Origin of the sequence: Massilia yuzhufengensis, assembly GCF_900112225.1 — a bacterium.
Taxonomy (GTDB): domain Bacteria; phylum Pseudomonadota; class Gammaproteobacteria; order Burkholderiales; family Burkholderiaceae_D; genus Telluria; species Telluria yuzhufengensis.
Window position 1 is genome coordinate 47424 of record NZ_FOLD01000019.1, and the last position, 23373, is coordinate 70796.

The window sequence follows — 23373 nt, forward strand, 5'->3', positions numbered from 1 at the left end:
CGCGCTACGGTGCTGTTACCTTGCCCAGCTGCCCGGTGAGATAGGTGGACTGCTGCTCATACACCGACTTCAGCTGCCCGACGCGTGCCCGCAGGCGCGCGCCATGGCGGCATTCTGCCTCAGGGCCCTTGATGTCACCGCGCTGCGACGCATTCAGCAAGCCGCGCAATTCCTGCGTTAGCTTGCCGATCTTGCGCTCGAAGTCGGCATTCGGCTTGGACCGCAGCAGTGCCCGGAAGAATGCGGCGCGTTCCTGCTCGCTCCATCTTGCCCTGGCGGCGGCTGCGCGCATGCCGGCCTCCAGGCTGGCCTGTTGCTGGTCCATCGCTGCGCTTACTGAAGCCAGCAGTGCCTTTGTCTGCGCCACTGCCTCGACGTTCGCCCTAGCTGGCGGGCAATCGGCAGCGCTCTGGCCCGATGCGGGCCGGGCGAGCGCCAGGATGACGAGGAATACCAGCGTGGTTTTCAGCATGGAAAATCAGATGATGGCGCTGCACATGCCTACAGCCGGGCTCGTGTCCAAATGTCAGACCTGACCCCGAAGTTGCGACGTTGATGTTTCATGGGACGACCGCAGTGACTTCGATTTCGACCCGCGCCCGTTCTTCCATTAAAGCGCCCACCTGGACCGCGCTCATGGCCGGGAAATGGCGGCCGATGACGTCGCGGTAGGCGGCGCCCACGGCGGGGCCGGCGTCGAGGTATTCGCGGCGGTCCAGCACGTACCAGGTCATGCGCACGATGTGTTCCGGCCCGGCGCCGGCTTCGTGCAGCACGGCGACGATGTTTTCCAGCGCCTGGCGGGTCTGGGCCACGAAATCGTCGGTCTGGAAGCGGCACTCGGCGTCCCAGCCGATCATGCCGCTGACATAGACCTGGCGCCCGCTGGCGGCGACGCCGTTGGCGTAGCCCTTCGGACGCACCCAGCCCGGTGGTTGCAGGATCTCGATCATGCGGCGTCTCCTGCCAGCAGTTCGCGCGCGATGATCAGGAGCTGGACTTCGCTGGCGCCTTCGTAGATGCGCAGTGCGCGGATTTCGCGGTACAGGGTCTCGACGGTTTCGCCGCTGACCACGCCCTGGCCGCCGAACATCTGCACGGCCGCGTCGATGACCTGCTGGGCGGTCTCGGTGGCGCTCAGCTTGGCCATGGCGGCTTCCTTCGTCACGCGGCGACCCTGGTCGCGCAGCCAGGCGGCGCGGTAGGTCAGCAGCGCGGCGGCGTCGATGCCGGTGGCCATCTCGGCCAGTTTGGCCTGGGTGAGCTGGAAGTCGGCCAGGGTCTTGCCGAACATCGCGCGTTGGCGCGCGCGCTGCAGGGCTTCGTCGAGGGCGCGGCGGGCAAAGCCCAGGCTTGCTGCGGCGACCGAGGTGCGGAACACGTCGAGCGTGGCCATCGCCACCTTGAAACCCTGGCCTTCTTCGCCGATGCGATTCGCGGCGGGAATGCGGCAGCCATCGAAGCGCAGGCGCGCCAGCGGGTGCGGGGCGATCACGTCGATGCGCTCGGCGATCGACAGGCCCGGCGCATCGGCTTCGACGATGAAGGCGGAGATGCCCTTCGCGCCGCGGCCTCCTTCGCCCCCGCCGCTCCCGGTACGCGCGAAGACCACATAGAAGTCGGCGATGCCGCCGTTGGAGATCCAGGTCTTTTCGCCATCGAGCACGTAGCTGTCGCCGTCCAGGCTTGCCGCGCACTGCATGGCGGCGACGTCGGAACCGGCCTGCGGCTCGGACAGCGCGAATGCGGCAATCGCCGCGCCCGAGGCCACGCGCGGCAGCCAGGCCTCTTGCTGGGCCTCGGTCCCGAACAGCGAGATCGCGCCGCTGCCCAGGCCCTGCATCGCGAAGGCGAAATCGGCCAGGCCGGCGTGGCGCGCCAGCGTCTCGCGGATCAGGCAGATGGCGCGGGTGTCGATCGGCGCGCCGCCGGCGCCGATGGCGTGGTGCAGCCAGCCGCCCTGTCCCAGTTGCGCCACCAGCGCGCGGCAGGCGGCGTCGACGTCGCTGCCGTGCCGCTGATGAATGTGCTCGGCCGCCCAGGCGTCGAGTTGCAAGGCCAGCGCCTTGTGCCGGGGTTCGAAGAAGGGCCAGTCGAGGTAGTCGCGGTCGGCCATCTCAGTCTCCTTCGAACGTCGGCTGGTCCTTGGCCACGAAGGCGTGGTAGGCGCGGTGGAAGTCGTTGGTGGCCATGCAGATCGCCTGGGCCTGGGCTTCGGCCTCGATGGCTTCGTCCACGCCCATGTTCCACTCCTGCTGCAGCATCTTCTTGGTCATCCCGTGGGCGAAGGTCGGGCCGCCCGCCAGCGCCCGCGCGAAGGCCTGGGCCTCGGCCAGCACGGCATCCGGCTCGCACAGGCGGTTGAAGAAGCCCCAGCGCTCGGCCTCCTCGCCCTTGAGCGCGCGGCCGGTGTAGAGCAGCTCGGCCGCCCGGCCCTGGCCGATCAGGCGCGGCAGCAGCGCGCAGGCGCCCATGTCGCAGCCGGCCAGGCCGACGCGGGTGAACAGGAAGGCCGTCTTGCTGCGTGCGGTGCCGTAGCGTATATCCGAGGACAACGCCAGGATCGCACCCGCGCCGGCACAGACGCCGTCCACCGCCGCGACGATCGGCTGCGGGCAGGCGCGCATCGCCTTGACCAGGTCGCCCGTCATGCGGGTAAAGGCCAGCAGGCCAGGCATGTCCAGCTTGGTGAGCGGCCCGATGATCTCGTGCACGTCGCCGCCCGAGCAGAAATTCTCGCCCGCCCCGGTGAGCACGATCGCCTTGACATCGTCAGCATAGGCCAGCGCGCGGAACAGGTCGCGCAGCTCGGCGTAGGAGTCAAAAGTGAGCGGGTTCTTGCGCTCCGGCCTGTTCAGGGTGATGGTGGCCACCTTGTCCTGCACGGCGTACTGGAAGTGGGTCGGCTGGTAACTGGCGAGGCTGGCGCGGCTGCCCGGCAGCCGGTGCGACTCGCCCGGTAGGTAATGCATGGAGAACTCCTGGTAGTAGATTAGCCTTCGAGCAGGCGCGCGGCCAGCTGCTGCGGGCTCAAGCCGGCGCCTGCCGCCTGCAGCTGGCGCTCGCGTTCGAGGTTGCGTTCGAGTTGCTGCTTGCCGGCGCGGTACTGGCGCGGCCAGGCGGCGCCCGTGTAGCCGATGCGCGCGGCTTCGTTGAGCGTCCAGGCCGGGTTGGCCAGGTGCGGCCGGGCCACGGCGCACAGGTCGGCGCGGCCGGCCGAGACGATGCCGTTGACATGGTCGGCTTCATAGATCGACCCCACCGCAATGGTCGGGATCCCGGCCTCGTTGCGGATGCGGTCGGCGAAGGGCGCCTGGAACATGCGCCCGTACACCGGTTTTTCTTCCTTGCTGACCTGGCCCGACGAGCAGTCGATCATGTCGGCGCCGGCTGCCTTGAACAGGCGCGCGATCGTTACCGCGTCGTCCGGGGTGATGCCGCCTTCGACCCAGTCGTGCGCCGACAGGCGCACGCTGATCGGCAGGCCGGCGGGCCACGCGGCGCGGATGGCGGCGAATACCTCGAGCGGATAACGGCAGCGGTTCTCCAGGCTCCCGCCATAGGCGTCCACCCGCTGGTTGGTCAGCGGCGAGATAAAACTCGACAGCAGGTAGCCATGGGCGCAGTGCAGTTCCAGCCAGTCGAAACCGGCCTCGGCGGCCGCCTGCGTGGCGCGCACGAAGCCGGCCTTGATGCGTTCCAGGTCGTCCAGCGTGGCTTCGCGCGCCACCTGCGACACGCCTTCCAGGTACTGGCGCGGCGAGGCCGCCACCAGCGGCCAGTTGCCCTCCTCCAGCGGCAGGTCGATGCCGTCCCACATCGGCCGGGTCGAGCCCTTGGCGCCCGCGTGGCCGAGCTGGATGCCGATCTTCGCGTCGCTGCCGGCGTGGACGAAATCGACGATGCGCTTCCACGCCGCCGTGTGCTCAGGCGCGTACAGGCCCGGGCAGCCCGGCGTGATGCGGGCGTCGGCGGAGACGCAGGTCATCTCGGCCATCACCAGCGCCGCGCCGCCCAGCGCGCGCGCGCCCAGGTGGGCCAGGTGGAAGTCGCCGACCGTGCCGTCGACCGCAGAATACTGCGCCATGGGCGAGACGATCACGCGGTTCTTCAGCAGCACGTCGCGCACTTTATACGGGGTGAACATGGGCGGGGCCGGCTGCGGCGCCGGCGCGACGCCGGCCTGCCGGGCGGCGCGCTCGGCGAACCAGCGCTCGAAATCGCCGACATAGGCCGGATCGCGCAGGCGGAGGTTCTCGTGCGACAGGCGCTGGCTGCGCGTGAGCAGCGAGTAGGCGAACTGCTCGGCTTCCATGGCGGTGTAGCGCTGCACGTTCTCGAACCATTCCATCGAGTTGCGCGCCGCGCTCTGGAGCTTGAGCACTTCCATCCGGCGCGCGGCTTCGTACGCCTCCAGCGCCACCGGCAGGCTGGCGGCGGGATCTTCAAGGCAGCGCGCCAGCTCGATCGCATCCTCCAGCGCCAGCTTGGTGCCCGAGCCGATCGAGAAGTGGGCGGTGTGGGCGGCGTCGCCCATCAGCACCACCGGCACGCGGCGCCCGCCCGCCTCGGTCCAATGCACCCACTGGCGGCAGGCGATGCGCGGGAAGCGGATCCACATGCCCGAGCCGCGCAGGTGCGCGGCGTTGGCCATCAGGCCCTGGCCGTCGAGGTAGCGCGCGAACAGGCGCTCGCAGAAAGCCAGGGCCTCGCCCTGCTCCATCGCATCCAGCCCGGCCGCCCGCCAGGTGGCGTCGAGCGTCTCGATGATGAAGGTCGAGGTCTCGCCGTCGTACTGGTAGGCGTGGGCCTGGAACCAGCCGAATTCGGTCTCTTCGAAGGCAAACGTGAAGGCGTCGAACTTCTTGCGGGTGCCGAGCCAGACGAAGCGGCATTGGCGCTGCTCGACTTCGGGCTCATACACGGCGGCGTGGCGGTTACGCACGGCGCTGTTGACGCCGTCGCAGGCCACCACCAGGTCGGCGCCGTAGTCGCGCGCCAGTTCGGCGTCGTCGCGCACCTCGTGCTCGAATTCCAGGCGCACCCCGAGTTCGGCGCCGCGCTCCTGCAGGATGTTCAGCAAGCGCTTGCGCGCGATGCCGCAGAAACCATGGCCGCCGGAGCTGACGCTGCGGCCCTTGAAGTGGACGTCGATGTCGTCCCAGTGGTTGAACGACTGCAGGATGGCGCGCGCGCTCGGCTCGTCGGCCGCCGCCAGGTTGCCGAGCGTCTGGTCGGAAAACACGACGCCCCAGCCGAAGGTATCGCTGGCGCGGTTGCGCTCGACGACGGTGACGGTGTAGCCGGGATGGCGCTTCTTCATCAGTAGTCCGAAGTAGAGGCCCGCCGGGCCGCCGCCCACGCACACGATGTTCATTCCTGCTCCCGATCTGGTGTTGCGCATATATTACATGGGCAGATGCTTTAGGTGTCAACTAATGTCCGGCATTGCCCCGCCGGCGAAACGCAATCGGAACATTTGTACCCGAATGTTTTAGTACAATGCGGAAACGTATTGCACCCCTTCGTTGCACATTTCCTGTAAAGACCCCGATGAACCGATTGCTGTCGCGCTTACGCCTGGATAGCCTGCGCAGCCGCCTGATGCTGCTGGTGGCGCTGGCGATCACGCCCATTGCCATCATGACGCTGCTGGGCGGGGTGCGCGAGCGGGAAGCGGCCATTCGCGCGTCCCAGGAAAACCTGCAGCGCCTGACTGGCCTGGCCGCCGCCAACGAGGCACAGTCGATCGAGCGCGCGCGCCAGATCCTGGTCGACCTGGTGAGCGTGCCCGACCTGATGGGCGATGCGCGCGGCTGCAACGCGCTGCTGGCCGATGTGCTGGACCGGAACGAAGGCTATGTGAACTTCGGACTGATCGCCCTGAACGGCGACATCACCTGCAGCGCGGTGCCGATGCTGCACCCGGTGAACCTGGGCGACCGCCGCCACTTCCGGCGCGCCATCGCCGAGCGCCGCTTCATCGCCGGCGACTACATCTTCGGGCGCGTCATCCGCAAGCACACGATCAACCTCACCTACCCGGTCACCGACCGCAGTGGGAAGGTCGTGGCGGTGGTGTTCTCGGCGATGGACCTGGCCGGCCTGGACACGTTTGTGAACGACATCAACCTGCCGCTCGGCTCGATCCTGGAAACGGCCGACGCGGGCGGCGCCCTGATCTCGCGCCGGCCCGACCCCGAGCGCTGGTTCGGCAAGAAAATCAGCCCGTCCCTGCTCGCGGCCATGCGCGACCCGGCGCTGCGCCCGGTGGTGCTGCTGGGCGAAGACGGTATCGAGCGCCTGCATGCCTTCGCCCGCGTGGGCGGACCGTCGCTGTCGGAATACACGGTGACGATCGGCGTGCCGATGGAGATCATCACCGCGGCGGCGCGCGAAGCCCAGCTGGTGTCGCTGCTGGGCCTGGGCGTGACCACCATGCTGGCGCTGCTCGCGGCCTGGCTGGCGGGCGACATCCTGATCGTGCAGCGGGTGCGCAAGCTGATGGACACCGCGCGCCGCATCGCCGCCGGCGAACTCGGGGCCCGCACCGGCATCGGCTACAGCCGCGAGGAGATCGGCCGCCTGGCCGCCGCGCTGGATGAAATGGCGACCACGCTGCAGGCCAAGGAAGCCGCGCGCAGCCAGGCCGAGCGCGAACTGCGTGCGGCCGACCAGCGCAAGGACGAGTTCCTGGCGATGCTGGCCCACGAACTGCGCAATCCGCTGGCGCCGATCAGCACCGGCGCCCACCTGCTCAAGCTGCTCCACTCCGACAACGCCCAGATCACCCAGACCTGCGCCATCATCGCGCGCCAGGTCGAGCACATGACCAGCCTGGTGGACGACCTGCTGGACGTGTCGCGCGTGACGCGCGGCCTGGTGTCGCTGTCGACCCAGGTGTTGGACCTGCGCAAGGTGGTGGACGACGCGGCCGAACAGATCCGCCCCCTGATCACCGCGCGCCGACACAAGGTGGTGCTCGAGCTGCCGCTCGACACGGCCAGGGTCAAGGGCGACCACAAGCGGCTGGTGCAGGTGGTGGCCAACCTGCTGGGCAACGCCACCAAGTACACGCCCGAGGGTGGCCACATCCAGCTGCGCCTGGCCGAGGACGGCGACGACTATCTGCTGACCGTGGCCGACGACGGCATCGGCATGGAGCCGGCCCTGGTCGAACGCGTGTTCGACCTGTTCACGCAGGCCGAACGCACGCCCGACCGCTCGCAGGGTGGCCTGGGCCTGGGCCTGGCGCTGGCCCGCAGCCTGGTCGAGCTGCATGGCGGCAGCGTGAGCGCCGCCAGCGCCGGCAGCGGCAAGGGCAGCACCTTCACCGTGCGCCTGCCGCGTTTCACCCAGGAAGCCGAGTCGCCGGTAGCCGAAGCCGTGCGCCACGCCGCCACCGCCCAGGCCCCGCTGCGGGTGCTGGTGGTGGACGACAACCTCGATGCCGCGCACACGCTCAACCTGTTCCTGGCCGCCGGCGGGCACCGGGTGGAGATCGCCTACAACGGCCAGGACGCCATCGCCATGGCCACCAGCTTCGCGCCACAGGTCTGCCTGCTCGATATCGGCCTGCCCGACATGGACGGCAACGAACTGGCGCGCCGCCTGCGCCGCCTGCCGCAAACCGCCGGCGCCGTGCTGGTTGCCGCCACCGGCTACGGCCGCCAGCAAGACCGCGACGCGGCGCGCGACGCGGGCTTCGACCATTACATGGTCAAGCCGGTCAATACGGTGCAGCTGAGCGAGCTGCTGGCGCAGGCGGGGGCGGCCACGCGCTGAGCCGTCGCGTCGTACGCACCACTGGTGCCTACGACGGTTCGGAGGCTGGCGGTTGCCGCAAACCTCATCTCACCCCGCACTTCCGCACTTTGCCAAGGTTATCTCCCGAACGGAGCCCGCGTCCGCTTCGGCGTAGCATCGGGCAACCTGACCCTGGGAAGCCACGCCATGCACAGTGAAAAAAACGGAAGCGCCGACAATCCGCTCAGCGACCCGCCCGCCGCCGCCAAGGCCGCCGGGCTGCGCTACGTCCTCGACGACCGCCCCGGCATCCGGCGCGAGCAGGACGGCGAGGGTTTCCACTACCTCGACGCCAGCGGCGACCGGGTCACCGACGAGAACACGCTCGCCCGCATCAAATCGCTGGTGATCCCGCCCGCCTGGACCGAGGTCTGGATCTGCCCCCAGGCCAACGGCCACCTGCAGGCCACCGGCCGCGACGCCAAGGGGCGCAAGCAGTACCGTTACCACGCCAAGTGGCGCAGCGTGCGCGACGAGGTGAAGTACGAGCGCATGCTCAACTTCGGCCAGGCCCTGCCCGCCATCCGCGCCGAAGTCGACCGCGCCCTCGGCCTGCCCGGCCTGCCGCGCGAGAAGGTACTGGCCACCATCGTGGCCCTGCTGGAAGCGACCATGATGCGGGTCGGGAACGAGGAATACGCGCGCACCAACAAGTCCTTCGGCCTGACCACGCTGCGCAACCGCCACGCCAAGGTGGAAGGCAGCGAAGTGGTGTTCAGCTTCCGCGGAAAGAGCGGGGTCTATCACAAGGTGCAGGTGCGCGACCGCCGCCTGGCCCGGATCATCGCGCGTTCGCGCGACCTGCCTGGCCAGGAGCTGTTCCAGTATGTCGACGACGCGGGCGAGACCCACAGCATCGACTCGAGCGACGTCAACGACTACCTGCGCGGTATCACGGGCGAAGACTACACCGCCAAGGACTTCCGCACCTGGTCCGGTACCGTGCTGGCCGCGCTGGCGCTGCAGGAGTTCGAGAAGTTCGATTCGGAGGCCCAGGCCAAGAAGAATATCGTGCGCGCGATCGAGTCGGTATCCGAAAAGCTGGGCAACACGCCCTCGATCTGCCGCAAGTGCTACGTGCACCCGGCGGTGCTGGACGCCTACCTGGACGGCACGGTGCTGGAAGTGATGCGCGAACGCACGGAGCAGCAGCTGCTCGAGGACCTGCACTCGCTGCAGCCCGAGGAAGCCGCGGTGCTGGCGATGCTGCAGCAGCGCCTGAGCCGCGAGCAGGAAGAGGAAAAGCTGCGGCCCAAGCCAAGGAAAACCCCGCGCGCGCCGCGCCGCCGCGCCACCACCCAAGCCCTGAGAGGAGCCGCATGAGCAAGCCACACGCATCGCCCTGGACCATCGAACAGGTGGCCGCCTTCGAACACCAGGTCACCGGCGTATCGGTGTCCGAGGATGGCCGCATCTTTGTGAACTTCCCGCGCTGGACCGAGGACACGGCGGTATCGGTCGCCGAAGTGGGCAAAGGGGGCGCGCTGCGCCCCTACCCCGACAAGCAATGGAACGCCTGGCGCAACGCCCGCAAGGACGAGCTGGATCCAGGCGAGCACTGGGTCTGCGTGCAGAGCATCGTGGCCGACGGCCGCGGCAGCCTGTGGGTGCTTGATCCGGCCGCGCCGGCGCAGTCGCACCTGGTCGCCGGCGGCGCCAAGCTGGTGCAGGTGGACCTGGCGACCGACCGCGTGGCGCGCACCATCGCCTTCGACGACGAGGCCGCACCGCAGGGCTCCTACCTGAACGATGTGCGCTTCTCAAGCGACGGCAAGTTCGCCTTCATCACCGATTCCGGCGTGGTCGGCGCGATCCTGGTAGTGGAGCTAAAGAGCGGCAAGACGACGCGCCTGCTCGACGGCCATCCGTCGACCCAGGTGCAAAAAGGCCTGGACGTGAAGGCCGACGGCAAGGTGCTGCGCCGGCCGGACGGGCGCGGCGTGGAATTCTCGGCCGACGGCATCGCGCTGTCCGACGACGGAAGCTGGCTGTACTGGCAGGCGATCAAGGGCGACACCCTGTACCGCATCGCCACCGCCACCCTGCTTGGCAAGGGACTGGCGGGCAAGGACATCGGCGGCGAGGTCGAGGACTTCGGCAAGAACGGCGTCTCGGACGGCCTGCTGATCCCGCGCGGCTCCAACCGGATGCTGCTCAGCGCCGTGGAAGACGATGCGGTGAAGGTGCGCGACCTCGATGCGGGGCCCGAAGGCCGGCCCAGGGTGCTGGTGCACGACAAGCGCCTGCGCTGGCCGGACACCTTCACCCAGGGCCCGGACGGCACGATCTACATCACCACCTCGCACATCCAGGATTCGGCCTTCTTCCAGCCGGACGCGCCGCCGGCCCTGCCCACCGAACTGTGGAAACTGCAGGGCGGAGAGATCTAAGGCGCCTTACCTGACGGCGTAGCCCGACACCTTCCAGCTGCCGTCGGCTTCGCGCATCGGCACCACGGTCTCGATGGCGCCGGCCTTGTTGGCGAAGTCGGTCTGGTACTGGATCAGGACATATTCGCCGGCGGGCGCGCCCGGGATCGCGCGGGTGTACTGGGCCGAGGCGAGCTTGCGCGACTTGACTGCGCCAAAGGGCGTGCGCGCCGCGCGCAGGGCCTGTTCCCATTGGGCCTGGGTGACGGCGCCGCGGAAGGCGGCCGCGCCCTGGGCCCAGCTCTCGGCATAATTGGCATCGTCGGCCAGGGCCAGCCAGCTGGTGGCGGCCCAGGTGGCCGCCTGGGTCGCGGCCTGGTTGGATGCCTGCGCGTCGGCCGCCGGTGCGACGGCGGCGTCCTGCGCGCCGGCAGGCGGAACCACGACGGCAAGGGACAGCAAGGCTGCGGCGGCAAATCTCATGGGGGTCTCCGGTAGTGGACGGGGGGTTTTCCCGCCCAGCATACCGCAGCGCGGCGCGCGACAATATCGCGCTTTGTCACACCGGCCTTAGGCCCGCTTCGACTGGAACTCGGACGAGGCGATATCGGCCAGGTCGCACAGCGCCTGCAATTCGGCCGTGCGCAGGCGGCGCGGCTCGCGATCGATCACGCACAGGGTGCCCATCGGCAGGCCGGAACGGTCGCGCAGCGGCACACCCGCATAGAAGCGGATATGCGGCTCGGCCAGCACCAGTGGATTGTCGCGGAAACGTTCGTCCGTACTGGCGTCTTCGACCATGAAGGGAGCGTCCTGCAGGATCGCATGCGAGCAGAACGCCCACTCGCGCGGGGTTTCCTGCGGTTCCAGGCCGATACGCGCCTTGAACCACTGGCGCCTGGCCGTCAGCAGCGACACCAGCGCGATCGGCGACGCAGTCACGGTGGCGGCGAGACGAACGATGCGGTTGAAGCGGATCTCCTGCGGGGAATCGACCATGCCGGAGGCAGCCAGCAGGGCCAGGCGCCGGGCTTCGTCGGGGCCGACTGGATAATCCTCGGTACCCTGCAGCAGGAATTCAGGGTCGCTCGGTACTGGCGGCGCCGATTCGCCGGAGAGCGAGCCCGAGAGCGGCCCGGCACGATCAAGCATGGCCTGGATGGTGCTGCGGCGCGTACGGCGGTGCCCGCCCGGCGTCTTCCACGATGCAATGGCGCCGCTTTCCATCCACAACTGTACGGTACTGGTCGCAACGCCAAGCATGCGCGCGGCGGCGCTGGTAGTGAGGATAACATCCTCTTCGGTATTCTTGCTGTGCATTGGTGACCCTATATCGACCCGACAGTATAGCCTATCTACCCCAGTCGTTGACTATTGCCATGAGTAAATTACATGAGTTTTTGACATGTGAACATCACGTAAATTCAGTTGATGAAAAGTAATTGAACATGCAAAATGGCCATCAATTAAACCATAGGTCGCTATTTGTGAATGACGGTTACTTAAATTTTTCGACAAAATGATCAAATTTTTCCAGCAAGCCGGACTTGCAACGAAACTGTATTCCGCTTTTGCACTCATCCTTGCCGTGACGCTGGTGCTGGCCGTCTTCGCAGTATCGCGCGTGAACAGCATCGAGCGCGCGCTGCAGGCCGCCGACACGGTGCGCAATGCGGAACTCGAGCCCCTGTACGCCGCGCGCGAAGCGCTGGCCCAGACCGGCATCGCCGCGCGCAATGCCTATATCTTCAAGGACGAGGCGGCGGCGAAACGCGAACTCGACCTGGTCGATGCGCGCAAGGCCGAGTACCTGGCGGCCCTCGCCCGCCTCGACCCGGTACTGGCCGATAACCAGCAGTATGCCAAGGTCCGCAGCGGGATGCTGACCATGGCGCGCGAACTGGAGCGCCCGCGCGCCTTCCGCGCCAGCGGCAACCTCGAAGGCTTCGGTAGCTTCCTGGTAGAGGAGTGCAGCCCCCTGCGGCGCCAGATCGTGGCCGACATCGATGTGCTGCTCAAGAATCTGCAGGTGCACACCGACACCGCAGTAACGGCCGCCAGGGAAGAAGCCAGCGGCGCCCGTTACTGGATCAGCGGCCTGGGCGCGCTGTCGGTGGCGCTGTGCGTGCTGGTCGGCCTGGTGCTGGTACGCAGCCTGTTGGACCAGCTCGGCGGCGAGCCGGCCTACGCCACCAGCGTGGCGCGCGCCATCGCCGGCGGCGAGTTGCACCAGCCGGTCGATACCGCGCGTGCCCGGCCGGCCAGCCTGCTGTTCGCCATGAGCGCCATGCGCGACGGCCTGAGCGGCATTGTCACCAGGGTGCGCGGCGGGACTAACGCCATCGCCTCGGCCTCGGCCGAAATCGCCTCGGGCAACCTCGACCTGTCGAACCGCACCGAGACCCAGGCCGCCGCCCTCGCCCAGGTCGCCAGCTCGATGAAGCAGCTGATCGAATCGGTGCGCCAGAATGCCGACTACGCGGCCCAGGCCAGCGCGCTGGCCACCAATGCCTCCGCCATTTCGGTCAAGGGCGGCGCCGCGGTGGAGGAAGTCGTCACCACCATGCAGTTGATCGACGCATCGTCGAAGAAGATCGTCGACATCATCTCGGTCATCGACGGCATCGCCTTCCAGACCAATATCCTGGCACTGAACGCGGCGGTCGAGGCGGCGCGCGCCGGCGAACAGGGCCGCGGCTTTGCCGTGGTCGCGAGCGAGGTGCGCAACCTGGCGCAACGCTCGGCAGCGGCAGCAAAAGAAATCAAGGCGCTGATCGAGGATTCGGTAAGCAAGGTCGGCACCGGCGCCGCGCTGGTGGGCGAAGCCGGGGAGACGATCCGCAAGGTGGTCGAGGGCGTGCATCGGGTCACCGACATCATGGGCCACATCAGCAGCGCTACCGGCGCCCAGCGCGCCGACATCGAGCAGGTCGACGGTGCGATCGCGCGCCTGGACGAGATGACGGTCCAGAACGCGGCGCTGGTCGAAGAAGCCGCGGCCGCGGCGCAGTCGCTGCAGACCCAGGCGGCGGAGCTGGCGGCGGTGGTCAATACCTTCCAGCTGGAAGCGCCCGCAAGTCTGCAGCAGCGCCGGCTGGTTCGTTCGTAGCTGCGCAAGGCCGCGAAGGCGGCCTCGCGCTAGCCAGCCTCGCTGTCGACTTTCGGCACATGCCTGACCAGGATCTGATCGATCCGATAGTGGTCGACATCGAGCACCTCGAACTTGACGCCCTGGTACACGACGCTGTCGGTCCGCTTCGGCACCTTGCGCAGCATGTACATCATGAAGCCGGCGGCGGTCTCGTAGTGGTCTTCCTCGGGCAAGCTCTCGATGCCGACGGTGCGCTTGACCTCGCCGACCGGCGTACTGCCGTCGATCAGCCATGATCCATCCTCGCGTTGCATGATCTGGTCGTCTTCGTCGAGCGGACTGCCCCAGCGCCCCATGACGGTCAGCATGATGTCGCTCAGGGTGATCACACCCATGACCAGGGCGTACTCGTTGATCACGACGGCAAACGTCTCCTTGCTGGCGCGGAACTTGTCGAGCAGCTCGGACAGGGTCAGCGTGTCGGGGATGATCAGGACGGTGCGAATGCTCGATTCATTGAGCTGAAACAGTGATTGCTTGTTCAGGAGCCGTACCAGGATGTCGCGCGTGTCGATGTAGCCGATCACCCGGTCGATCGTGCCATCGCAAACGGGAAATTTGGAGTGCGTGGCGATCTTCTGGCGAATGCTCTCTTCGGTCTCGGTCAGGGTGAGGTGCACGATACTGTCGCGATTGGTCATGGCCGATGCGACGGAACGCGACTCCAGCTCGAACACGTTCTCGATGAAGTGCTGTTCCTGCTTTTGCAGTACGCCTGCCTGGGCGCCGGCCTCGACGGCAGCAGAGATTTCGTCGAAGGTGATGCTGTCTTCGCGCGTCATGTCGACCTTGAAAATCCGGAAGATCAGGTTGGCGAGATGATTCAATACCCAGGTCAGGGGCTTGCAGAGCCGGATGAATACCAGCACCGGACGGATGACCGCCACCGCGATGCGCTCGGGCGCGATCATCGCCAGCCGCTTGGGCATCAGGTCGGCGAACAGGATGAACACGAAGGTGACAAACAGGAAGGACGAGGCAAAGCCGATGTTCTCGAGCGAGGGACCATCGTAGACGCGCGCGATCCAGGCGATGAAGAAGGGCCGCAGGGCGCCCTCCCCCAGGATGCCGCCGAGGATGGCGATCGCGTTCAGTCCGATCTGGGAGGCGGCGAAAAACTCGGCCGAATGCATCTGGAGCGCCATGACCTTGAGGGCGCGCTCGTCCCCCGCTTCGGCCAGCAGCTTGAGCTTGATCTTGCGCGCCCCGGCAAAGGCGATCTCCGTCAATGACAGGAAACCCGCCGCCAGCACCAGGAGAATCATCATCACTGCATGTTGAAACAAGCTCACGGGACACCCGAAATCAAACCCAGCGACAATCCGCTGCCAACATTATATGTTTTGCAATTATTTATGGCAACGCGCGCGGCTCAACCCTCCCCCGGGTGATGAAACACCTGCCTCAGGTAGGCCAGGAAGGTTTCATCGGTACACATCGACTTGCCGGGCGAATCCGACAGCTTGGCCACCGGCTGCCCATTGCAGCGCGTGAGCTTCATGACGATGTTGAGCGCCTGGAAGGGCGTGTCGTTGGTCAGCTTGGTGCCGATACCGAAGCCCAGCATCGTGCGGTCGGCGAAATGGCGGTACAGGCTCAGCGCCTTGGGCACCGTCAGCGCATCCGAGAACACCAGGCGCTTGGTGCGCGCATCGATGCGCAGCCGCGCGTAATGCGCCAGCGCTTTCTCGCCCCACTCCACCGGGTCGCCCGAATCGTGGCGCAGGCCGTCGAACAGCTTGGCGAAATACAGGTCGAAGTCGTCCAGGAAGGCGTCCATGCCGACCACGTCGGTGAGTGCGGTGCCCAGGTCGCCGCGGTATTCCTGCACCCAGTCTTCCAGCGCGGCTTTCTGGAAGTCGCGCAGGCGCACGCCGAAGGCCTGGTAGGCCTGCAGGTATTCGTGCGCCATGGTCCCGATGGGCACCAGGCCGTATTTATAGGCCAGGTAGACGTTCGAGGTGCCCTTGAAGAACTGCGGCAGTTCGCGCGCCAGGGTCGCCACCACTTCGTCGTGCCACTCGCCCGAAAAACGCCGGCGCACACCGAAGTCAAAGAACTCGAAGGGCGTGGCGCGCGGCGCCTCGCGCGCGAAGGCGCGCAGCTCGTCGACCTTCTGCTGCAGGCGCACGCGCGCCTCGGCGATCGCAAGCTCGCGGTCGAAGCGGCGGAAATACAGCTCGTTGACGATATAGAGCACGAAGATCTCGAAGCCCATCACGTGTACCAGCGGGCCGGTGGCGCGGATACGCAGGTGCGGGCCGTCGGTCTCGACGTGGATGAACTTGCGCTGGAAGCGGAACAGCGTGAGCAGGTCGGCGAAGTCGCTCTTGATGAAGCGCAGGCCGCGCAGGTATGCCACTTCGTCTTCGGTAAACATCAGCGAGCACAGGTGATCGAGCTCGCGCTCCACATCGTCCTTCAACTCGGCCAGCGGGTAGGCCGGCGCGTTGCGGCAGCGGAACTCGTATTCGCCCACCGCGTCCGGATGGCTGTGCAGCAGCGCCTGCCACATCGTGAACTTGTAGAGATCGGTCTCCAGCAGGCTGCGGACAACGTGGTTCATCGCGATCCTCAGGTGGTGGCGGGCTTCGGCGCGCGCTTGCCGGTTTTCTTCTTGGGGGCGAGCATGGTGCCGGTGCAGCCGGGCGTGCCGCAGCGGCAGGCGAACAGCTTCTTGAGCGCGGGCGTGTGGCGCTCGTCGTAGATCAGCGCGTAGTTGTAGTTCAGCTCTTCGCCCGCTTCGATGTCGTGCATCGCGTGGATGTAGACGCGGCCTTCGTCTTCGAAGGCTTCGCAGTTGGGCGAGCAGGCGTGGTTGATCCAGCGCGCCGCATTGCCGCGCCGGCCGCCGTCGATCACGCGGCCGTCCGCCAGCGTGAAGTAGAAGGTATGGTTGATCGGGCCGCCGGCGTCAAGGGCGCGCTGGGTCGCTTCGTCCCAGGTGATGCGCTCGCCGCGGTATTCGATGATGCGCTCCCCGGCGCCGATGGGCCGCAGTGCGAACACGCCGTTGCCGTGGACTGGGGAGGTGCGGACTTCGTAGCTGGCGCTGGCGCCGGCGGAGGGTGTGCGTGGGCTCATCGGATCATTATATGGAAGGCGGGGCCGCCCTGCCGGGGGCAGGCCGGGAAATCGGCTGGTCCGCCATTATGGAGCCAATCACGGCCCGCATGCCGCACTCTTCCTGCCGCGCGTCAAGGCAGGCGCAGGTCCGCGCTGCTGCGCAAGCGCTCCAGGCTCCAGCCGGCGCCAAGCAGGATCATGCGCGTGCTGAAATCGTCGCGGCGCCACGGCGCCTCTTCCGGCGGCAGGTAGGCCAGGCGCTTGTCGCGCAGCTCGGCATAGGCCAGGGCGTGCGTGCGCCCCAGCGCCTGCCAGAGCGCATGGGCGCCGGGGGACTGGCGGGCGCCGCTGATCAGGCAGCGTCCGCCCGCCAGCCACCAGCGGTAGACCGCGCCCGCGATGCCGCGCCGCTGGTAGGCCGGCGCATATTTGGAATGCGGCGCGCGCAGGTGGCGGTCGGCGCGCCGGCCGAGTTCCACCAGGCGGTTGAATACCGTGTAGCCAGCCAGCCGGCCCAGCATGGCGTCCTCCGCGTAGACATAGTGCTCGCCGTCGGCCTCGCGGTGGCGGAACACCAGGCCCGGAAAATCGACCGGGACCGGCGCCAGCCCATGCAGGCGGTGACCCGGCTGGCGCATCCGGCGGTACAGGTCGTCCAGTTCGTCCACCAGTTCGCCGGGGCGGTGACTGACGTCGATGCGCAGCTCGGCCGGATCCGCCTGGCGCCACCATGCCGGCGCCAGTGCCAGTGCCGGGTTCACGCTCCCACCCAGTGGCCGCTGAACAGCCGCTCCGGCCGCGTGCAGGCGCTGACCTGGGCGCTGGCGTCCCAGCAGGCCTGCCGCACGGCAGTGCCGGCATACACGCCGTAACCGTCGCCGGCACGGATCTCGGCGCCGGCGCGCAGGCTTTCCCCGGCCCGGATCGCGCCGTCCGCGACGATGCCGGCGCCGGCCCGTATGCCCCAGGCGGCGTCGATATGCCGCGCGCTGGCGATGCCGGCCGCCGCTTCGATGCCGTGGCCGGCACGGATGCCGTCCTGCGCGGTGATGCCGCCGCCTGCCCGGAAGCCCTTGCCGGCACTGGCCGGACCGGCCAGGGCCATGTCCTGGCCGGCGCTGCACTCGCCATCGACTTCCAACCGGCCGCCGCAGGCAAGGTCCCAGCCCGCGCGCAGGCTGCCCCGCACCCGCACGTCGCCGCCCGCCTCGATCCCCCACAGCGCCTCGACCTTGCCGCCCGCCTCCAGCGCACCGCCGCACATGATCGCGCCGCGGGCGCGGATCGTGTCGCCGCTCGCAATGGCGCCGGCCCGGATGCCGCCACCCGCGCGGATGGCGCCGCCGGTTCGCAGGACCGAGCCGACCTCGATGCCGCCGGCCACCTCCAGCGTTCCGGCAAATACCAGCGCATCGGCCTCGATCGCATCGAGCACCCGCACATCCCTGGTGGGGCCGAACTGGGACAGCAGCCAGCAGGCATCGTCCACGCGCCCTGCGGCCACCAGATCGTCGAGCAGCGGCTGGTAGTCGGCGCCCTGGGCGTGGTGCTTCAGGAACCAGCGCCATCCCTCCGTGCAGGGTCCTTTCGTCTTGATGAAATTCTTGTGTAAGTCCATGGTATTGAAGGCAGTGGAGACGGCGGCGCAAGCGCCGCCATGCGAAGGCTGGCAGTATGGGCGAAAGGGTTTCGCCTGCCTATTCGGGGGCGGGCGTACGGGAAACCCTTAGGCCAACAGCAGGTCGCAGTCGGTGGCGGCCATCGCCGCGCGCACCCGCGCCAGCCAGCACCAGCGCCCCCACCACGACGTGGGGGCCGCTTCCATGACCAGCAGGTCCGGCGCGGCGCGGACGGCATGCGCGCCGATCGCCGCGGCCACCGGCAGGCGCGCGAGCACCACCGACAGCCGATGGCCGGCCCCGCCCGCCTGCGCCACCACGGCGCGCACCCGCGCGCGCGTTGCGCGCTCGGCGCTGCGGCGGCAGGCGTCGAGCGTCTCGGCCCCCACCCCGGCTGCGCGCATGCTGCCTTCGCCGCCCACGCGGCAGGCCGCCAGCACCGTGAAGTGCGCCTGCGGCAGCGTGTGCAAAGCCTGCCGCAGCAGTGCGGCCGCATGGGGCCCGGCCGGCAGCGCGAACAAGGCGCGGCGGTACGGGCGCTGCGCCGTGGCGCGCAACAGCAGCACCGGCTGGCGCGGCGCGCGCAGCAGGGTCCTTGCCAATGCCAGGTGGTGGAAGGCGTGCCACCAGGGCCGGGACGGCCCCGCGGGCACGGCCAGTGCCGCTGCGAGGCCAGCGCGGCGCGGCGCGCGAGGGGAAAGGGTTTCCGACACGTGAATCTCCTTGGGCGCCAGGGCCGCCGGGACGGCAGGCGCAACGAGCGCCGGTCCCATGCCGGCCTGCCTGCCTGCACAGTATAATCAGGGCCTGCCGGCCACCGCATCCGTGGTGCGCGTAGGGGAAAACGACATGCCTGAATTCCGTAGCGGCCGGCCGGCCTGGCTCGCGGCCGCCTTCTGCCTCGCCTACATCGCGCTCGACGTGAGCAGCGGTCCCGAGGCGCGCTACCAGACCATTGCGCCGGTCTGGCACCCGGCCGCCGGCCTGGCGCTGTACCTGGTGTTGCGCGCCGGGGCCTGGTCCGCACCGCTGCTGGCGGCGGCCGCGATGCTGGCCGCCACGATCACGCCCGCACTGCCGGCCCAGCCTGGCCTGTCCCTGCTCACCGGCCTGTTGCCGGTGCCGATCTACCTGGCGATCGGCGCCGCCATGCGGCGCTGGCTGCCGGGCAGCGCCTGCTACGCCAGCCACCGCGGGCTGCTGGCGTGGGCCCTGCTGGCCACCCTCGGCAGCATGGCCGGCGCGCTCGCCTACGCCACCATGCTGCAGGCGGCGCCGGCGGCGGCGGCCCAGCCCTGGCTCGAGCGTTTCACGCGCTATGCGATCGCCGAGACCGCCGGCATGCTGGTGGTCGTGCCGGTCTGCCAATTCCTGCTCGAGCGCAGCCTGCGCGCCGACTACCTGGCCCGCATCGCCGTGCGCGAGACCGCCGCCTACCTGGTCCTGATCGCCCTGGTGCTGGCCGTTGCGCTGCGCCGGCCGGCGCCCGATTCGCTCGCCTATTACCTGTTGATCCTGCCGCTGGCATGGGCCGCGGCGCGCCAGGGCATGGCCGGCGCCGTCACGGCCGCGCTGGCGCTGGAGGCGGGCGTGACCGTGGCTGCCCTTCAGCCGGTGGCCTATCCGGCCCAGATGCCCAACGTCCAGATGCTGGTGCTGACCCTGACCGTATCGGGCTTCCTGATCGGGATCGCGGTCGACGTGGCGCGCCGCGCCAGCGACGAATTGCGCGATTCGCTGCGCCTGGCCACGGCCGGCGAGATGGCGGGCGCCGTGGCGCATGAGCTGAACCAGCCGATGACCGCCCTGTCCATCTATGGCAGCGCCTGCGAACGCCTGATGCAGCGCGGCGGCAACGAAGCCCAGCTGCAGCAGGCCGTGCGCGCCATGGTCGCGGAATCGCAGCGCGCCGCCGAGGTGCTCAAGCGGCTGCGCGAGTTCTTCCGGACCGGGACCACCACGCTGGCGCCGCTGTCGCTGGCGGACCTGGTGCGCGGCGCCGCCGCGTCGTTCGCCGCCGAGGCCGCGGCGCAGGGAGTGGAGCTGGTGGTCGGGCCGATGCTGGACGCGGCCGTGCTGGCGGACCGGGTGCAGCTGGAGATCGTCCTGCGCAACCTGTTGTCGAACGCCCTGCAGGCGCTGGCCGGGATGCCGGCCGGCGAGGAGCGCCGGATTGCCGTGGACGCGGGGGTGGACGGGGCCTGGGTCTGGATCCGGATCGCCGACACCGGCCCGGGCATCGCCGGCAAGGTCCGCGCGCGCCTGTTCGAACCTTTCGTCTCGCTCAAGTCGAGCGGCCTGGGCCTCGGGCTCGCGATCAGCCGCTCGATCGTCGAAACCCACGGCGGCAAGCTGTCGGTGGAACCGGGGCGCCACGCCATCCTCAGGATCACCCTGCCGGCCCACAGCGGCGCCGGCGAAAGGACATAAGCCCATGCCAGCCAGCCAGACTGTGTATATCGTCGACGACGACGCCGCCGTGCGCGACGCGCTCGGCCTTTTGCTGAGCCTGCACGGCTACCGCACCGCGTTTTTCTCGGATGCCGCCTCGTTCCTGCGCACCTGGACCCTTGACGCCCGCGGCTGCCTGCTGCTCGACATCCGGATGCCGGGCATGGACGGCCTGGCCCTGCAGCAGGCCCTGCTCGACCTGGGCAGCCGCCTGCCGGTGCTGGTCATCACCGGGCACGGCGACGTCCATTCGGCGCGCGCGGCGTTCCGCTCGCAGGCGGTGGACTTCCTGGAAAAGCCGCTGCAGGAGCGGCAGCTGGTGGCCGCCATCGAAGAAGCCTTCGCGCGCGACCAGGGCCAGGCCAGCGATGGCGAAGCGGCCGAGCAATACCGGCGCCGCGAGGCCAGCCTGACCCCGCGCGAACGGGAAGTGATGGAACTGGTTGTAGCCGGACGCCACAATCGCGATATCGCGCACGAGCTCGGGATCAGCGTGCGCACGGTGGAGGTGCACAAGTCCCGCGTGATGGAAAAGCTTGCCGTGGACTCGATCGCGGACCTGGTGCGCCAGCACCTGCAGCAGCCAGGTCGCCGCGCGCCCGGGTCCTAGCCAGCCAGCAGCTCGGCCAAGGCCAGGTGGCCGGCAACCAGCGCGGCCAGCGCCGCCGCCAGGGTCCGCAGCACCACGCGCCGGCCTTGCGCGCTGCGCGCCAGCACGTCCTTCACCATGCGGCGCCGCGCGCGCGCCTGCAGGCGGCTGCGCACCTGCATGGCGCTGTCCTGCTCGAAATGGGCGGGTCGATTCTTGCTCATGTTTGCCTCCAATGGCGGATTGCTGATAATGGGCGGCTCCCGGGGAGCCGGATACGATCGGGCCGGCAGCGGCTCATGCGGCCAGGCGCTGCCCGCTGTCCTGGCCATCGGGGCCGGGGCCGACCAGCAGGTCGCACCCGGCCTCGTCCGCCAGGCGCTGCATGACGTTGCTGCACGACAGGCGCGCCCCCGGATGGCTGGCGCCGCGCCCCACCACCACCAGGTCGGCGCCATGGCGCCGCGCGCAGTCCTTGACGACCTGGCCCGGCTCGCCGATCTGCACTTCGCGCGCACCGGGCGGCAGCGCATGCAGGAACAGTTCGATGAAGGCGTCGAGCCGCTGGTGCGCTTGCGCGGCCCGGTTGCCGCGGTGCGAGCGGATCAGGCGCGCCGGCAACTCGGCTTCGCGCATCAGCACTTCCTCGGGCAGCTGGCAGGCGTGCACGAACACGAAGCGGGCCGACGGGGCCAGCTGCGCCGCGACGCGGGCCGCGCCCATCGAGGCCCGGGAAAAGTCGGTGGCCACCACCACGCTGCGGTATTCCTGGCGCGGCTCGGCATGCACCAGCAGTACCGCTCCCTGGCACAGGCGGACCAGGTCGGCATTGGCCGATGGCCGCAGCCAGCGCGCCAGCGGCGCTCCGCCGGCGGCGGCCAGGGTCAGGTCGGCCCCGATCAGCGCGGCGGTGCGCGCGACCACCTCGGCCGGGCTGCCGCGCTGCACCGACCACAGCCTGTCGAGCGCGCCGGGAACGTCGAGCGCGCCGAGTTCCTGCGCCCGGCCATCCACCAGCGCACGCAGCGCGCCGCCTTCGACCTGCACATGGCTGCAGGCGGTGGTGGCGCCGAACATGCCGGTGCTGGCGCGCTTGACGGCGAGCACATCGAAAGCATCGATGTCGAGCGCGGGTCCGAGCAGCGAGGCCCGCAGGGCGACCACGCCGGGCTGGGCTGGCTGGATCGCCAGCAGGATCCGTTGGATGCGTTGCATGTTCAGCTCCTTTCGCCAGGCAGGCCGGCGTGCCGGGCAAGCGCCGCGGCGAACTGCCGGCAGGCCAGTTCGAGTCCCGCGCGCAGCGCCGCCGCGTCGGCGGTGCGGATCGCGAGGGCCGCTTCGAGCGCATCGCGCAGCGGCAGCAGGTCCAGCGCCATGTCGCGCAGCGCGTAGCTGCGCGCCAGCGCGACGTCGGCCGCCGCACGGCGCCGTGCATGGCCGACCTCGGCCTGCGCCTGGTCCAGCCGTTCCTGCAGCGCGGCGATCTCGCGCCCGCTGCGGGCAAGTCCTTGTTCGATGCCCTCCGGCGTGGCCGGCGGCATGCGCCCGGGTTCCGGGGGCGCGGTATCGTGGATGAAGCTCATGGTCGCTTCCTTTCAAGTGTGGCAATGGGCGTGGGCGGCGGGCGTGACGCGGCCCGCCGCGCGGGTGCGCGGCGTGCGGGGCGGCGCGCGCGTCAGCGCGCCGGCGTCCGGACCGCGACGATATCGAGCAGCAGCGCGCGTCCGAGCGGAAGCGCGATCCCGACCGTGCTTCCTTCCGGGTGGCCGAGCAGGCCGCGTCCCAGCGGCGCCAGCATCGACACGCGTTCCACCCGCGCGTCCTGCTCGGACGTAATAAGGACCGAACGGGTGCCCTGCTCGCCCCTGATGCGGTACTCGACGGTGGCGCCGGGGGCGACGTGGCGCGCTCCCCTGCCCGGTTCGGGTGGGACGCTGGCGGCCAGGCCGCGGCCGGCGGCGTGCGCCGGCCGGGAAGAGTTCGATTTCTTCAGGACAGCAACATCGTGCTGGCCCAAGTCAGGCTTGGAGCACATGGACATGCCTTTCCCTGCCCCTCGCGGGGCTGGATCACAGTAACGGAAGGAGCCGGGCGCCGTGAAGGCGCCAGCTCAGACGATGCTTGGGTGTGGGGCTCGGGAGAGACCGGGAAGCATGGCTTCGCCGGCTCTCGCCGAGCTCAGGAAAGGCAGGCGAGATCCCGCGTCGACAATTGCGCCAGGCGTGCGTGGAATACGCACAATCCGTGGGGCAGGAGGCTGTGAGGGTGGGGGAAAGCGATGCCGTCAACCGCGCACGACGCCCTTCGATCGAAGGCGCCGCA

At 69.0% G+C, this 23373-nt stretch carries 23 protein-coding genes; 6 read left to right on the plus strand and 17 right to left on the minus strand.

The features are described from left to right. Nucleotides 1–4: 4 nt before the first annotated feature. The 5 genes from BM031_RS15745 to BM031_RS15765 all read right to left on the minus strand — a co-directional run bounded on the left by BM031_RS15745 (nt 5) and on the right by BM031_RS15765 (nt 5377). Nucleotides 5–472 carry a hypothetical protein gene (locus BM031_RS15745; RefSeq protein ID WP_143084610.1) on the minus strand — a complete coding sequence of 156 codons (468 nt, stop codon included), beginning with the start codon at nt 470–472 and terminating at the stop codon, nt 5–7. Nucleotides 473–560: 88 nt separating this feature from the next. After that, a complete protein-coding gene (locus tag BM031_RS15750) occupies nt 561–950 on the minus strand; it encodes a RidA family protein (RefSeq protein WP_091875577.1) in 390 nt (129 codons plus the stop codon). Beyond that, the gene (locus BM031_RS15755; RefSeq protein ID WP_091875514.1) at nt 950–2116 is read right to left on the minus strand and encodes an acyl-CoA dehydrogenase family protein; all 1167 of its coding nucleotides are present in this window, start codon (nt 2114–2116) and stop codon (nt 950–952) included. Before BM031_RS15755 ends, BM031_RS15750 begins: the two co-directional genes overlap by 1 nt. Nucleotide 2117: 1 nt before the next feature. Further along, nucleotides 2118–2972 (minus strand): enoyl-CoA hydratase family protein, encoded by an 855-nt coding sequence (locus BM031_RS15760; protein WP_091875515.1) that lies wholly within the window; start codon nt 2970–2972, stop codon nt 2118–2120. Nucleotides 2973–2992: 20 nt separating this feature from the next. After that, nucleotides 2993–5377 carry a bifunctional salicylyl-CoA 5-hydroxylase/oxidoreductase gene (locus tag BM031_RS15765; protein ID WP_091875516.1) on the minus strand — a complete coding sequence of 795 codons (2385 nt, stop codon included), beginning with the start codon at nt 5375–5377 and terminating at the stop codon, nt 2993–2995. Nucleotides 5378–5553: 176 nt separating this feature from the next. Between BM031_RS15765 and BM031_RS15770 the strand changes: the two genes are divergently transcribed. The 3 genes from BM031_RS15770 (at nt 5554) to BM031_RS15780 (ending at nt 10196) form a co-directional block, all read left to right on the plus strand. Beyond that, complete coding sequence (locus BM031_RS15770) at nt 5554–7785, plus strand: hybrid sensor histidine kinase/response regulator (protein ID WP_091875517.1); 2232 nt, start codon at nt 5554–5556, stop codon at nt 7783–7785. Between the two features lie 168 nt (nt 7786–7953). Beyond that, the gene (locus tag BM031_RS15775) at nt 7954–9129 is read left to right on the plus strand and encodes a DNA topoisomerase IB (RefSeq protein ID WP_091875518.1); all 1176 of its coding nucleotides are present in this window, start codon (nt 7954–7956) and stop codon (nt 9127–9129) included. Continuing rightward, nucleotides 9126–10196: an L-dopachrome tautomerase-related protein gene (locus BM031_RS15780; RefSeq protein WP_091875519.1), complete on the plus strand. Its 1071-nt coding sequence runs from the start codon at nt 9126–9128 to the stop codon at nt 10194–10196. Before BM031_RS15775 ends, BM031_RS15780 begins: the two co-directional genes overlap by 4 nt. Nucleotides 10197–10202: 6 nt before the next feature. On the opposite strand, the gene BM031_RS15785 is transcribed toward BM031_RS15780, so the two are convergent. Together BM031_RS15785 and BM031_RS15790 are read right to left on the minus strand one after the other, a co-directional pair. After that, nucleotides 10203–10658: a DUF4019 domain-containing protein gene (locus BM031_RS15785; protein WP_177207781.1), complete on the minus strand. Its 456-nt coding sequence runs from the start codon at nt 10656–10658 to the stop codon at nt 10203–10205. Nucleotides 10659–10745: 87 nt separating this feature from the next. Continuing rightward, complete coding sequence (locus BM031_RS15790; RefSeq protein WP_091875521.1) at nt 10746–11495, minus strand: GAF domain-containing protein; 750 nt, start codon at nt 11493–11495, stop codon at nt 10746–10748. Nucleotides 11496–11694: 199 nt separating this feature from the next. Between BM031_RS15790 and BM031_RS15795 the strand changes: the two genes are divergently transcribed. Next, nucleotides 11695–13284, plus strand: coding sequence for a methyl-accepting chemotaxis protein (locus BM031_RS15795; RefSeq protein ID WP_091875522.1), 1590 nt, complete (start codon nt 11695–11697; stop codon nt 13282–13284). A 29-nt stretch (nt 13285–13313) separates the two neighbouring features. On the opposite strand, the gene paeA is transcribed toward BM031_RS15795, so the two are convergent. The 6 genes from paeA to BM031_RS15825 all read right to left on the minus strand — a co-directional run bounded on the left by paeA (nt 13314) and on the right by BM031_RS15825 (nt 18724). Continuing rightward, complete coding sequence (gene paeA / locus BM031_RS15800) at nt 13314–14618, minus strand: polyamine export protein PaeA (RefSeq protein ID WP_091875523.1); 1305 nt, start codon at nt 14616–14618, stop codon at nt 13314–13316. Between the two features lie 80 nt (nt 14619–14698). Continuing rightward, on the minus strand, nt 14699–15892 hold the full coding sequence (gene pncB / locus BM031_RS15805) for a nicotinate phosphoribosyltransferase (protein WP_091875524.1): 1194 nt from the start codon (nt 15890–15892) through the stop codon (nt 14699–14701). Nucleotides 15893–15900: 8 nt separating this feature from the next. Beyond that, nucleotides 15901–16410, minus strand: a complete 510-nt coding sequence (locus BM031_RS15810) for an SET domain-containing protein (protein ID WP_091875525.1) — start codon at nt 16408–16410, stop codon at nt 15901–15903. Nucleotides 16411–16523: 113 nt separating this feature from the next. Beyond that, nucleotides 16524–17153, minus strand: a complete 630-nt coding sequence (locus tag BM031_RS15815) for an N-acetyltransferase (RefSeq protein ID WP_229408939.1) — start codon at nt 17151–17153, stop codon at nt 16524–16526. Beyond that, entirely contained in the window at nt 17150–18010 is an 861-nt protein-coding gene (locus BM031_RS15820) for a hypothetical protein (protein WP_091875526.1), read from the minus strand. The genes BM031_RS15815 and BM031_RS15820 overlap by 4 nt, the downstream gene beginning before the upstream one ends. 108 nt (nt 18011–18118) lie before the next feature. Further along, nucleotides 18119–18724 (minus strand): hypothetical protein, encoded by a 606-nt coding sequence (locus BM031_RS15825; protein WP_143084611.1) that lies wholly within the window; start codon nt 18722–18724, stop codon nt 18119–18121. A gap of 136 nt (nt 18725–18860) precedes the next feature. Between BM031_RS15825 and BM031_RS15830 the strand changes: the two genes are divergently transcribed. Both BM031_RS15830 and BM031_RS15835 read left to right on the plus strand, forming a co-directional pair. Continuing rightward, nucleotides 18861–20441, plus strand: coding sequence for an ATP-binding protein (locus BM031_RS15830; RefSeq protein ID WP_177207782.1), 1581 nt, complete (start codon nt 18861–18863; stop codon nt 20439–20441). A gap of 4 nt (nt 20442–20445) precedes the next feature. Beyond that, on the plus strand, nt 20446–21072 hold the full coding sequence (locus BM031_RS15835; RefSeq protein ID WP_091875529.1) for a response regulator transcription factor: 627 nt from the start codon (nt 20446–20448) through the stop codon (nt 21070–21072). Here the strand turns inward: BM031_RS15835 and BM031_RS15840 are convergent. The 4 genes from BM031_RS15840 to BM031_RS15855 all read right to left on the minus strand — a co-directional run bounded on the left by BM031_RS15840 (nt 21069) and on the right by BM031_RS15855 (nt 23086). Next, nucleotides 21069–21275, minus strand: coding sequence for a hypothetical protein (locus BM031_RS15840; RefSeq protein WP_091875530.1), 207 nt, complete (start codon nt 21273–21275; stop codon nt 21069–21071). The genes BM031_RS15835 and BM031_RS15840 overlap by 4 nt on opposite strands. A 73-nt stretch (nt 21276–21348) precedes the next feature. Next, nucleotides 21349–22266, minus strand: coding sequence for a universal stress protein (locus tag BM031_RS15845; protein ID WP_091875531.1), 918 nt, complete (start codon nt 22264–22266; stop codon nt 21349–21351). A 2-nt stretch (nt 22267–22268) separates the two neighbouring features. Beyond that, nucleotides 22269–22634 carry a nucleotide exchange factor GrpE gene (grpE, locus tag BM031_RS15850; RefSeq protein WP_091875532.1) on the minus strand — a complete coding sequence of 122 codons (366 nt, stop codon included), beginning with the start codon at nt 22632–22634 and terminating at the stop codon, nt 22269–22271. A 92-nt stretch (nt 22635–22726) separates the two neighbouring features. Then, nucleotides 22727–23086 carry a GreA/GreB family elongation factor gene (locus tag BM031_RS15855; protein WP_177207783.1) on the minus strand — a complete coding sequence of 120 codons (360 nt, stop codon included), beginning with the start codon at nt 23084–23086 and terminating at the stop codon, nt 22727–22729. Between the last annotated feature and the right edge of the window lie 287 nt (nt 23087–23373).